The organism is Paenibacillus sp. MMS20-IR301, assembly GCF_032302195.1.
Taxonomy (GTDB): Bacteria; Bacillota; Bacilli; order Paenibacillales; family Paenibacillaceae; genus Paenibacillus_AQ.
On the sequence record NZ_CP135275.1, the window covers coordinates 4177987 to 4190170 of the forward strand.

Genomic DNA, 12184 nt, shown 5'->3' on the forward strand with positions numbered 1-12184 from the left:
TTCAACAAAAAAAGCACATTCCCGGATAACCGAAAATGCGCTCTTTTAAATAGCATACCTATTGAAGCGGATCAGAAATTTAGCGTTTGCTCGGGTCGTATGGTTCACCCAATGCTTTAGGAGCCGAAGACCGGCCGACCGCACTGACCAGCACGATGATGGTAAGCACATAAGGAATCATGAAAATAAATTCCTGCGGAATACTCTTCGACCATTCAAACAATTGCACATAGTTGCGGATCGCCTGGGACAGGCCGAAGAATACAGCGGCTCCGAAGGCGCCGAGCGGGTTCCATTTCCCGAAGATCATCGCTGCAATTGCAATAAAGCCTTGCCCGGAGATCGTGTTATGCGCAAATGTACCCGTAGTAGTTAAAGTAATTGTCGCTCCGCCGATACCTGCCAGCATTCCGCTCAGCATTACGCCGACGTATCTCATCTTGTTTACATTTACACCCAGCGTGTCAGCAGCACTCGGATGTTCGCCGACTGCACGCAGCCGGAGACCAAACGGAGTTTTGAACAGGACAAAATAAATGACAATTACCAGAATGATCGCTAAATAAGTCGTTGGATAGGAATTGAATATCCCTTCACCAATTACCGGAATCTTGGAGAGTCCGGGAATAGACACTTTGCTGAAGCCGTCAATCAGCGGTGTCTCACCGGAACCGTCGAAGATCAGCTTAACCATGTAAAGTGTACTACCTGCGGCCAGGAAGTTAATAACCGTACCGCTGATCGTCTGATCGGCCTTGAAGGTTATAGAGGCCACCGCATGAATCAGTGAACCGATCACGCCTACAGCCATTGCACTAAGCACACCAACCCATGGAGCCCACTCGCCCATTCCCGCTTCCTGGGCATAATAACCGCCTACAGCAGCAGCAAAAGCGCCAAACATCATCAAGCCTTCCAGACCGATGTTAACGACACCGGAGCGTTCAGAGAAGATGCCGCCAAGGGCAGCGAATATAAGCGCCGTGGAAAAAACAAGCGTAGTATTAAGTAATTGGCCTAAGATTTCCATCTACAACACCTTCTCTTTCTTGCGCTTGAAGTAAAACGGTTTAAGCACCCAGCGTACAATGCCCTGCGCAGCAATAAAGAATATGATCGAACCGATGACAATACGGATCAGCTCGGGAGGCACATCTGCACCAAAGCTCATGCCCGCTGAACCATAGGTTAGTGTACCGTACAGAATAGCCGCAAGAATAACACCAAGCGGATGCGTCAAGCCAAGCAGGGCAACAGCGATCCCGTCAAAGCCATAGCCCGGGGAAGCTGCGAATACCGATTGATAATGGAACACGCCCAGCACTTCACCTGCTCCGGCCAGTCCGGCAAACACACCACTGATAAACATGGCTTTGATTACATTACGTCCCACATTCATTCCGGCATATTCTGCAGCATGCGGGTTCAAGCCAACTGCACGCATCTCATATCCCTGTTTGGTCTTCCACAGGTAGATATAGAAGAACGAAGCAGCTGCAAGGGCAATAACTGTTCCCCAGTGCAGACGGGCATTATCAAATGTCGAGAACAGGAATGTCATGGAAAGGGATGCCGGATTATCTTCCGACCGGTTCTGCCCTTGTAACAGCAGGAACGTCCGGACAATATAGTTCGACAGGAAAAGCGCAATCCAGTTCAGCATGATGGTTGTTATAACTTCATTGATTCCGCGCTTCGCCTTCAGATAGCCGGCAATACCGGCCCAAAGTCCGCCGCATACCCCGGCAGCAATAACTGCAAGCGGGACAAGCAGGAATGCCGGCAGTATGCCGCCCAGCTTAATGCCGACTACAGAGGCAGCTGTCATCCCGATCATGACCTGGCCATCGGCACCAATGTTGAACATCCCCGAACGGAAGGCAAAGGCTACAGCAAGACCCGTTAACATCAGCGGTGTCATCTCACGAACCGCCTCACCAAAGTCATACGGGCTGCCGAAGACGCGTTTGAACAGCGCGGAGTAAGCAGCGACTGGGTCGTATCCGCCAATCAGCATGACAATAGCACCGACCAGGAAACCCATCAGAATCGCTACAACAGGAATAACATAGCTGTCTGTTGCGAATATTTTTTTGATTCTAGACATCCGCCTGGCCCCCCCGCTTCAAGCTTCCCGCCATCATAAGACCCAGTTCCTGGTCATTCGTATCCTGCGGGTATACTTCTCCGACGATCTGGCCTTCATAAATAACGGCAATTCTGTCGGATACATTCATAATTTCATCCAGTTCGAATGAAATCAGCAATACTGCTTTGCCCTGATCACGCTGTGCGATCAGCTGCTTTTGTACGAACTCAATCGCCCCGACATCAAGACCGCGTGTCGGCTGCGCAGCAATGAGAAGCGTCGGATTTTTGTCTATTTCCCGCGCAATAATCGCTTTCTGCTGATTACCGCCGGATAATGACCGGGCTTTGTTCTCGATCGAAGGCGTACGCACATCGAACTGCTTCACCAGATCCTCTGCATGCTTATCAATAACATCCTTGTTTAGGAAGCCGTTCTGGTTATACGGGCTCTTATAATACGTTTCCAGAACCATATTTTCACTCACAGTGAAATCGAGCACAAGCCCATGCTTATGCCGGTCTTCCGGAATATGGGAAACGTTCATCTCAGATACTTTACGCGGAGACAGATTAGCAATTTCCTTACCGGAAACCGTGATTGAACCGGAGTCAATTTTACGCAGCCCGGTTATTGCCTGAATCAGCTCGCTCTGACCGTTACCGTCTACCCCGGCAATCCCCAGAATTTCGCCCGCCTTCACTTCAAAGCTAAGCCCATTCAGCACAGGAACGCCGTCTTTGCTTTTACTGCTGACGTCAGACAGCTTCAAGATGCTGGTTCCGATATGTGCAGGCTGCTTGTCCACCTTGAAGGTGACTCCGCGCCCAACCATCTTCTCTGCCAGTTCATTAGGGTTCGTTTCGGAAGTCTTAACCGTATCAATTACCTTCCCGCGCCGGATAATGGTTACCCGGTCGGAAATCTGCATAATTTCTTTGAGCTTATGTGTAATAAGAATAATGGACTTGCCTTCAGCAACGAGCCGCTTCATAATCGCCATTAGTTCCGTAATTTCCTGTGGCGTTAGCACAGCAGTAGGCTCGTCGAATATAAGTATATCCGCTCCGCGGTACAGGGTTTTCATAATTTCTACCCGTTGCTGCATGCCTACCGAAATGTCATGAATTTTAGCATTCGGATTGACTTGTAGACCGTACTGCTCCGATAGCTTACGAACCTGCTCCGCAGCGGATTTATAGTCAATTTTAAGACCTTTTTTCGGCTCCATGCCAAGAACAATGTTCTCGGTTACCGTAAAAGGCTCTACAAGCTTGAAATGCTGGTGAACCATACCAATGCCCAGCTCAATAGCCTTATTGGGGTTATCGATAATAACCGGTTTCCCGTCGATTTCGATGCTGCCTTCATCGGGCTGGTACAGTCCGAATACGATATTCATCAAGGTTGACTTGCCTGCCCCGTTCTCACCAAGCAGCGCATGAATCTCCCCTTTTTCCAGCGTCAGACTGATGGAGTCGTTCGCTATAATACCGGGAAAGCGTTTTGTGATTTGCTTCAACTCTACGACAGGAGCCGCAGCACTCATGGAATCACCCTCATCACAGAATATATAATATTGCCAATTTTGCTCTATAGACACGGCTGTACCGCCCCGGACAGGACGGTACCGCTGTGAAGTCTATAACCAGTGTTGTAACAGGGAACAAGGCCAGTGTATTAACCGGCCTTGTTCCCTGTTATGTCAGATCCGCAAAAGGTGAAGCAAAAAATTACTCGGCAGGAACAACGATTGTTCCATCGATGATTTGTTTGCTGTATTCGTCAACTTTAGCCAGAATTTCAGGAGTTACGTTGGCTTTAGAAGTTTCAGGAAGACCTACACCGTTGTCTTTCAGGCTCAATACAGTTGTAGTACCGCCTTTGAATGTACCATCAACTACCTGCTGAGAAACCTTCTTAACCGCTTCGTCAACACGTTTGATCATGGAAGTCAAAGTTACGTCATCGCCAAATTCCAGGGATTGGTCTTTGTCAACGCCGATAACCCATACTTTAGTACCGCCTGCTTTGTTGCGGGATTTAGCTTCGTTGAACACACCGTTACCAGTTGCGCCAGCTGCCGGGAAGATGATGTCGTTGCCGGCATCATACAGAGTAGCTGCCAGAGACTTACCAGTATCAGGCTTGTCATAAGCGCCTGCATAAGTGATTGTTACAGTTGCATTAGGGTTAACCGCTTCTACGCCGGCTTTGAAACCAACTTCAAAACGTTTGATAACCGGGCTTTCCATACCGCCGATGAAGCCTACTTTGTTAGTTTTGGTTGTCAGACCTGCAACAACACCCACCAGGAAGGAACCTTCATTCTCAGCAAAAGTTACGGACTCAACGTTAGGAGCTTCAACTACGCTGTCAATGATTGCCAGGTTTGCAGTAGGGTTCTCGTTAGCAACTTTAAGAACTGCATCACCAAGGTCGAAACCGATACCCCAAGTCAGATCGTAGCCGCCTTTAACGAATTGGTTAAGGTTTGGCTCGTAGTCTGCATTGGATTTACTTTGCAGGTATTTGATTTCAGCACCGGCTTCTGATTCCAGAGCCTGCAGTGCTTCCCAAGCGGATTGGTTAAAGGATTTGTCGTTAACTCCGCCTACGTCAGTTACGAGACCGAGTTTAACAGCTTTAGGAGCCTCAGTTGCTGCTGGTGCTTCTGTAGCTGCTGCATCAGTTGGAGCATTAGTTGCAGCACCAGCGTTAGTGCCGGAATTTGCATTGTTATTGTTTCCGCATCCTGCCAAAATGACAGTGAATGCCAGAACCATAACCAAAGACAGTTGGTAAAGCTTCTTCATCGAATGTGATCCCCCTTAATAAATTGGATGTCTTCTGTGTTCTGCTTGGACATACCATTAGTACAAATTATACCTGCAAAAAAGGCTAAAATCCAGTCCATTAATGACCTCAGGTCAATAATAATTTGCATTTTTCAACAAGAAACCGCTTACCTTAACATGACTCGTCACATCCATGTCTGGTGTGCGTTAGAAAACCTCGAAATTCCTGCTATGGCACCATTGCATTAACATTATTATTGCACGAGGATGGCTTTTCTATTATCATGTATTTTTACATATTGTTCGCAAAGGGAGTTACTGAAATGGATCAAGAGAACCCGTCCCAAGCTATGCCGGCCTTCAAATACTGCCATGAATCACGGGTATTCAAAACCGGCCGTGTTTTCCCGAATGATGTAAACAACCACAAGACGCTGTTCGGCGGGAAGCTGATGAGCACCATTGACGAAGTCGCCTCAATCTCAGCTATGCGCCATTGCCGCACTAATGTAGTGACCGCCTCCACTGACTCTGTCGACTTTCTCCTGCCGATCAGGCCTACGGACTCCGTCTGCTTCGAATCCTTTGTCTCCTGGACAGGCCGCACCAGCATTGAGGTGTTCGTCAAAATCATTTCCGAGAATCTCTACACAGGAGAGCGCCGCGTTGCCGCCACCTCCTTCCTGACCTTCGTAGCTGTCCAGGAAGACGGCACCCCGTCTCCGGTTCCGGGAATCATCGCCGAGACCGATGAAGAGAAGCTGATCTGCCAGTCTGCCGGCGAACGCTCGGAGCTGCGTAAGATCAGACGCACCAGCAGCAAGAAGCTGGCCTCCCAGCTGGGAACTACAAAGTACTGGGAATAGTCTGAGCCCGGCAGCCCTCTTCGTTCAGAGGACCCTGATCGCCCTGGCCTCACCGCACAAAATAACCCCACAGAGTGGGGCTTGGCTTCGAGGCTGATTCTTATCCCTCAAAAAAAAGCACCGTCACACGGGTACTCCCGCAGGCGGTGCTTTTCGGTTCATCTCGTTCTTACGCGTTGATCTTCTCTTTGGCTACAACAGCCAGGGAGTTGAATGCGTTCAGATCGTTTACTGCCAGGTCAGCCAGCATCTTGCGGTTCACTTCTACGCCAGCCAGTTTCAGGCCGTGTACAAGCTTGCTGTAAGAAAGACCGTTCAAACGTGCTGCTGCGTTGATACGAACGATCCACAGTCTGCGGAAGTTACGTTTAGTCTGACGACGGTCACGGTAAGCGTAAACCATCGATTTCATTACTTGCTCTTTAGCTGTTTTGAAAATGCGGTGTTTGGAACCGAAATAACCCTTTGCCAGCTTCAATACTTTTTTATGTCTACGACGAACTACAAAGCCGCCTTTAACTCTTGCCATATTAATAAACCTCCCAAAAATGTGTAATCAAACTATTTCAAGTTAGCAAGTCCTTGTTTCAAACGTCTCACGTCACCGGCAGCCATAACCGGATTGCCGTTCAGTACGCGCTTAGCGCGTTTGGACTTGTGGGACAGCAAGTGGTTCTTGTGGGCTTTGTAACGCAGTACTTTACCAGATCCAGTGATCTTGAAGCGGCCTTTCAGGCTGCTGTGGGTTTTCATTTTAGGCATGGTGTTTCCTCCTTGATTATTATGCGGCGCCAAATTGCTATGCAAGTGACTCCAGATTATTGGGCTTTAGGAGCCAGAATCATAATCATGCTGCGGCCTTCCAGCTTAGGCTGGCGCTCAACAACAGACAACTCTTCCACTTCGTTCTTCACGCGCTCCAGAATTTTCTGACCGATATTCGCGTGGGCAATTTCCCGTCCGCGGAAACGTACGGAGCACTTCACTTTGTCGCCTTCGCCCAGGAATTTGACCACATTGCGGAACTTGGTCTGATAATCATGTTCATCAATGTTGGCACGGAACCAGACTTCCTTGATGTCAACGATCTTCTGGTTCTTGCGCGCTTCCTTCTCTTTCTTCTGTGTTTCATAACGGAACTTGCCGTAATCCATGATGCGGCATACCGGCGGTTTCGCCTGCGGTGCTACGTTGACTAGATCCAGATTAAGATCGATTGCCATCTGCAACGCCTCGCGGATCGGTTTGATCCCGATTTGTTCGCCTTCCGCTCCAACCAGCCGAACCTCTTTGGCCCGAATTTCATCATTGATCATATGTTCCTTACTGATAATACTCCACCTCCGGATCTTCTTTGGGTAATTTATTTACGGTTCTCCATAAAAAAGGGATGCCGGTAACTCCCCGACACCCCGTTTGATCAACGTTCATGAATTATAACATCCATAAAGCATTGAGATCAAAACCAGCCGGCATATAGCCGTTCAGGTGAGAAGCCGGTGCTTCTGCTTGCAATCCCTATGTTTTGCATACTTGAATAATATACAGCAATGAGCAACTGGTGTCAACACCTTTTAGTGAAAAAATCAGTTGCCTGCATAATTTAGACTTGCTTGCTCTGCACCTCTTCAAGCCGTACTACCCGTGTATGCTTCGTATGGCTCCATTGCTTGTTGTTCTGCGTGAAGAACGCATAGAACGTAATGGGATACCAGGACAGCAGATAGAAAGGGAAGGCCAGCAGGTACAGATACACCTTCTTGAACTTCACCTTCTCCAGGGCCATGGCCAGCAGGAAGGTCAGAATGTTGGCACCGACAGCAAAATAGCTGAGCCACAGCGGCAGATGCCCATAGATATTGGCAATATGCGGGCCGCCAAACATGGAGTTGTCGATCCACATTACGGCGGTCATCAGGAACGTCAGCAGAACGATGTAGACATTCGCTCCGTACAGCGCCAGGTCAAACTTCGTCAGGCTGCGCTCTTTAATACCCTGCCACAAGAGCGGGAAGAAATAACGGCGGGCCACTGTGAAATGCCCCTGCATCCAGCGCAGCCGCTGTCTCGAGGAAGCTTTGAACGTCAGCGGCTTCTCATCGAATACCTTAGCATCATAATTGAATCTCGGATAGACGCCCTTTGAGGCACTGCGCATGGTGAACTCTAAATCCTCAACCAGGCTTGTTGCACCCCAGCCCATTTCCTTCAGCAGGTTAGTCTCGAAGCACATGCCCGTTCCGCCGAGGAAGTTAGCCATCTTCAAATTGTGGCGTGACAGCTGCCAGAGACGGTTGATGTACCAGTACGATACGCCGTACGCTGCAGTGATCCAGGAATCCTCAGGGTTCTTCGTATCGATATACCCTTGAATGACCCGTCCGCCTGAACAGAGATCATTGTTCATCTCGGTCAGGAATTCCGTATGCGCGAGATTGTCGGCATCGAACATTACGACGGCATCATACTGGCGGGGCAGCGCCCACAGCTCCTTGAGCATCCATTCAATGGCATACCCTTTTCCGCGCAGGTTACTGTTGGTGCGTACACAGGCATTCATGCCGTGCTCCCGCACGATGGCAGCCGTATTATCCGTACAGTTATCGCAGATGACAAATACATCGTACAGTTCCCGGGGATAATTAAGCTGTTTCAGATTTTCCATTAATGCGCCGACCACTTCTTCCTCGTTGTGCGCTGCAACCAGTACGGCAAATGATTTCTGCGGCGCATGAATTACCTTGTTCTTTTGCCTGCGCAGTCCGAACAGCGAAAATCCGAACTGATACACGGCAATTGCCGCCAAGATCACTTGGAGCGTAACAAACAATGCGTCTGTCATGATCTTTTGATGCCCCCTTTTCCAGTCTGTTGTTTTTCTCTGTCTCTGGTTTTTGAACGTTCTTGCTGACCCTTTTGTTGCATCCCTTAGAATAGACGAGCGTAATCCCTTTTTTCGGGCAGGCTGCCGATTTTGTATTTGTTCCGTCTCTTGAAGATATGAACGGGGTTTCCAGGTACTGGCTGGAACCTCATTTCTCTGTTACCTTTTAAACGGGATCTGCCTGCTTGAATCATTGTACGGCGTAAGGGGTTAACAAGTCAAAACTGTCATTTTTCGACCGCACGCGAGCTTTTTCTTGAAATGGACTGCCTGAAAAAAGTATGATAAGGACAGCTTCAGGTCATAAAACCTGCCCTTAAAGCTGCGCCAAATATCTTTAGCCGGACTATCGGAGGGACAAGATATGAGACCTTTATTCAAGAAACTGCATCTCTTGGAGCGGCGTCTTTTTCAATGGATTAACGGACGGTTACACAATCCTTTTCTGAACTTCTGGCTCTATTACATCACCCATCTGGGGGGAGCCACCTGTGCCATCGGCATTAACGTTCTGATCTGGGCACTGTGTCCGCAGCCATGGAGAACCACCGGACTGCAGGCGCTGACTTCACTGGCTGTAAGTCATCTGCCGGTCGCCGTCGCCAAAAAGCTATATCCGCGCATGCGGCCTTATCTCGCGCTGCCGGGCACCAATACGTTCCATAATCCGCTTAAGGATCATTCTTTTCCTTCAGGCCATACTACAGCTATCTTCGCCTCAACGGTTCCTTATATGATGGCTTACCCTGCCCTGACCATTATCCTGCTTCCGCTCGCGTGCACGGTCGGCTTCTCCCGGATCTATCTGGGGCTGCATTATCCGTCTGACGTGATTGCCGGCGCGGTCATCGGCTCTGGTGTTGCAGCAGGTACGCTTGCGCTATGGGTCTGATGCCCCGCAGGCACCGGGCTAATGAATACCACTAAATTTTTATATTAGAACAGGTGAATGCTACATTGCGCAAAAAAAGAGTATTACTGCTGTCGGAAGGTTTCGGCGCCGGGCATACCCAGGCAGCATATGCGCTGTCGAGCAGCCTGCGTAAATTGTCGCCGGATGTGCAGACCAAGGTGCTCGAGCTCGGCAGCTTCCTGAATCCCAAGATGGCTCCGCTGATCGTCTCGGCCTACCGCAAAACGGTGACATCCCAGCCCCGGCTGATGGGGTATGTATACCGTCACCAGAAATCATTCAACCGTCTTACCACACTTGCCCTGCACCGCATATTTTATACTCATACGCAAAATATTGTGAAGCAGCTGAAGCCGGATATCATTGTCTGCACCCACTTCATCCCCGGTGCTGTCGTCTCCCGGCTGAAACGGCTGGACCCGTCGCTTAAAGCGCCGCTGATTACGGTCATTACCGATTACGATGCCCATGCCAGCTGGATCAGTCCCGAGGTCGACCGCTATCTGGTCTCTACTCCGGAGGTCAAAGCCAAGCTGCGCCGCCGCAGCGTCTCTGCTGCCAAAATCCGGGTCACGGGCATGCCGGTGCACCCCATATTCTGGGAGCACCCGGGCCGGGAGGAAATCCAGCAGCAATTCAGCCTGCGGAACATGCCTACCGTGCTGGTCATGGGCGGCGGCTGGGGAATGATGAATGATGAGGTAGTGAACGAGGCGCTGGCCGGCTGGCGGGAGCAGGTGCAGCTCATCTTCTGCCTCGGCCAGAATGACAGGCTGCTGCAGGAGATGAAGAACCATCCGCTCTATAATCATCCGAACATCCTCCTGCTGGGCTTCACCCGTGACATCGACAAGCTCATGGAGGTCTCAGACCTGCTGGTGACCAAGCCCGGCGGCATGACCTGCAGTGAAGGGCTGGCCAAAGGCATTCCGATGCTCTTTCATCATCCGCTGCCGGGCCAGGAGGAGGAGAACAGCCGTTACTTCACCGCGGCCGGCTTCGGCGAGCTGATCTCCTCCCTTGAAGTGGTTGACCGGTGGATGAACCGGCTGCTGAACGATTACGGGGATGTGCGTACAAGGCGCAAGCTCCATCTGGAGGACATCTCCCGTTACAATCCGCTGCAAAGCGCCCAGAGCATTATTGATATGCTGGAATAGAGCTATTCAGAATGACGTTATGAATACCAGCAATATTCCAAAGGATACAAATAAAAGGCAGTCCGGTTATTTCGTCCGGACTGCCTTTTATGCTGCTGCGTTTGATTAAACTCTTGATTAGCGTGTAGAAGCTATAGACGGTACTTCTCCAGCCGTGTGGCCTGGTACTGCTTCAGCGCTTCTTCGCCGACAATGGCCTCGCAGCGGTGAATATTAACCCCGCGTCCATAAAATTTAGTCTCGTACTCCGTCATCACATGCTCCTCATTAATTATGCCGCCCTCATGCAGGTCCAGAGAGATATTCTTCATCTGGAGGCCGTAATCAGCAAAGGAATTCAGTGAGAATTCGAACAGGCTGCGGGAATCCGTCTTCAGGTGAATTTCGCCAAGCGGACTTAGCAGGCCGCGGTATTTGTCAAGAAAACGCGGATGCGTCAGGCGGCGGCGCGCATGTTTGCTTTTCGGCCAGGGATCACTGAAATTCAGATAAATCCGCTCCAGCTCCCCCGGAGCAAACACTTCCTCGGCATAATCGATATTAGCAAGAGCGACCTTAAGGTTCGGCGGGGTCTCTTCCCCTGCCGGCTCCCATACCAGTCTGGCCTTCTCGGCTGCACGGCGGATCAGCTCGTCGTACATATCAACGCCGATAAAATTAATTCCCGGATATTTGAAGCTCATCTGGCTGATAAACTGGCCCTTGCCCATTCCGAATTCCACATGAATCGGATGACCGTTGCCGAACAGCTCGGACCACCGGCCCTTAAGACTGCGTGGATCAAGAATGACCAGGTCAGTCTGTTCTTCAAGGCTTTCACGTATTCCTTTTCTTCCGCGTAAACGCATTAAGTATTCCTCCGCTTATCTCTTATTCCATAACTGTGAACGGGATAACTGCCACTTGCAATATTGTGCCGAACTTACCGGCAAAAGTAAAGGGATTTTAAGCGGGCAGCCGGAGCAGATCCGCTATATTCTTCTGCTTTGCCCCTTAATAAAATAACCCCACAAAGTGGGGCTTTGGCGCAGGTGATGACTCAGGTACTTTGCGGGGACCCCAAAACATATAAATTCTTATAAAAAAGGGATTCTCGCCCAGTCTGGATATGACCGGACGAAAATCCTTTTTTTGTTGTATTTGGAATTGGGGTCCATATGATCAACAGTACATAGTTTATCTTGCCGGAGAATTAAAATCAAATGTCTTCTCAAATGCACTGCGGATCTTACGCTGCGCCTCTGTCTTAATCTTGTGGTTGCCGTTAAATTCCACGCCTGTCAGGGCAAGGGCTTCATCCGGAGTCAGCTGCACATCAATCGAACCTTTGCTTTCAGGATATACGGTTTGCGAATTCATCGATATCACCTCTATGGTTTATTATGGACCGGACGACACGAGATTATGAATTCAATAAATGTGATTGTGGTTATTGCAGCGGCTTTTTTACACTTTAAATATAACATAATGTGTA

The 12184-nt window shown here is 49.6% G+C and carries 13 protein-coding genes; 3 read left to right on the plus strand and 10 right to left on the minus strand.

The genetic code is table 11. From position 1 onward, the window contains the following. Nucleotides 1–79 precede the first annotated feature (79 nt). From LOS79_RS17905 to LOS79_RS17920, 4 genes are all read right to left on the minus strand, one after another. Nucleotides 80–1030 (minus strand): ABC transporter permease, encoded by a 951-nt coding sequence (locus tag LOS79_RS17905; protein WP_315411419.1) that lies wholly within the window; start codon nt 1028–1030, stop codon nt 80–82. After that, entirely contained in the window at nt 1031–2107 is a 1077-nt protein-coding gene (locus LOS79_RS17910; protein WP_315411420.1) for an ABC transporter permease, read from the minus strand. Continuing rightward, on the minus strand, nt 2100–3638 hold the full coding sequence (locus LOS79_RS17915) for an ABC transporter ATP-binding protein (RefSeq protein WP_315411421.1): 1539 nt from the start codon (nt 3636–3638) through the stop codon (nt 2100–2102). Before LOS79_RS17915 ends, LOS79_RS17910 begins: the two co-directional genes overlap by 8 nt. Before the next feature lie 184 nt (nt 3639–3822). Further along, nucleotides 3823–4905: a BMP family lipoprotein gene (locus tag LOS79_RS17920; protein WP_315411422.1), complete on the minus strand. Its 1083-nt coding sequence runs from the start codon at nt 4903–4905 to the stop codon at nt 3823–3825. A 305-nt stretch (nt 4906–5210) separates the two neighbouring features. Between LOS79_RS17920 and LOS79_RS17925 the strand changes: the two genes are divergently transcribed. After that, nucleotides 5211–5753: an acyl-CoA thioesterase gene (locus LOS79_RS17925; RefSeq protein ID WP_315411423.1), complete on the plus strand. Its 543-nt coding sequence runs from the start codon at nt 5211–5213 to the stop codon at nt 5751–5753. A gap of 169 nt (nt 5754–5922) precedes the next feature. Here the strand turns inward: LOS79_RS17925 and rplT are convergent, their stop codons facing one another. The 4 genes from rplT to LOS79_RS17945 form a co-directional block, all read right to left on the minus strand. Further along, a complete protein-coding gene (gene rplT / locus LOS79_RS17930; protein ID WP_189025884.1) occupies nt 5923–6282 on the minus strand; it encodes a 50S ribosomal protein L20 in 360 nt (119 codons plus the stop codon). A gap of 32 nt (nt 6283–6314) precedes the next feature. After that, on the minus strand, nt 6315–6515 hold the full coding sequence (gene rpmI, locus LOS79_RS17935) for a 50S ribosomal protein L35 (protein WP_062320217.1): 201 nt from the start codon (nt 6513–6515) through the stop codon (nt 6315–6317). A 56-nt stretch (nt 6516–6571) separates the two neighbouring features. Then, nucleotides 6572–7069 (minus strand): translation initiation factor IF-3, encoded by a 498-nt coding sequence (gene infC, locus LOS79_RS17940; protein WP_315411424.1) that lies wholly within the window; start codon nt 7067–7069, stop codon nt 6572–6574. A gap of 287 nt (nt 7070–7356) precedes the next feature. After that, nucleotides 7357–8595 (minus strand): glycosyltransferase family 2 protein, encoded by a 1239-nt coding sequence (locus LOS79_RS17945; RefSeq protein WP_315411425.1) that lies wholly within the window; start codon nt 8593–8595, stop codon nt 7357–7359. Nucleotides 8596–9001: 406 nt separating this feature from the next. Here LOS79_RS17945 and LOS79_RS17950 point away from each other — a divergent pair, with 406 nt between their 5' ends. After that, the gene (locus LOS79_RS17950) at nt 9002–9529 is read left to right on the plus strand and encodes a phosphatase PAP2 family protein (RefSeq protein ID WP_315411426.1); all 528 of its coding nucleotides are present in this window, start codon (nt 9002–9004) and stop codon (nt 9527–9529) included. Between the two features lie 65 nt (nt 9530–9594). Continuing rightward, on the plus strand, nt 9595–10710 hold the full coding sequence (locus tag LOS79_RS17955) for an MGDG synthase family glycosyltransferase (RefSeq protein ID WP_315411427.1): 1116 nt from the start codon (nt 9595–9597) through the stop codon (nt 10708–10710). 131 nt (nt 10711–10841) lie between these two features. Here the strand turns inward: LOS79_RS17955 and trmB are convergent, their stop codons facing one another. Then, nucleotides 10842–11558, minus strand: coding sequence for a tRNA (guanosine(46)-N7)-methyltransferase TrmB (gene trmB / locus LOS79_RS17960; RefSeq protein WP_315411428.1), 717 nt, complete (start codon nt 11556–11558; stop codon nt 10842–10844). 328 nt (nt 11559–11886) lie between these two features. Next, the gene (locus tag LOS79_RS17965; RefSeq protein WP_315411429.1) at nt 11887–12069 is read right to left on the minus strand and encodes a hypothetical protein; all 183 of its coding nucleotides are present in this window, start codon (nt 12067–12069) and stop codon (nt 11887–11889) included. Nucleotides 12070–12184: the final 115 nt, after the last annotated feature.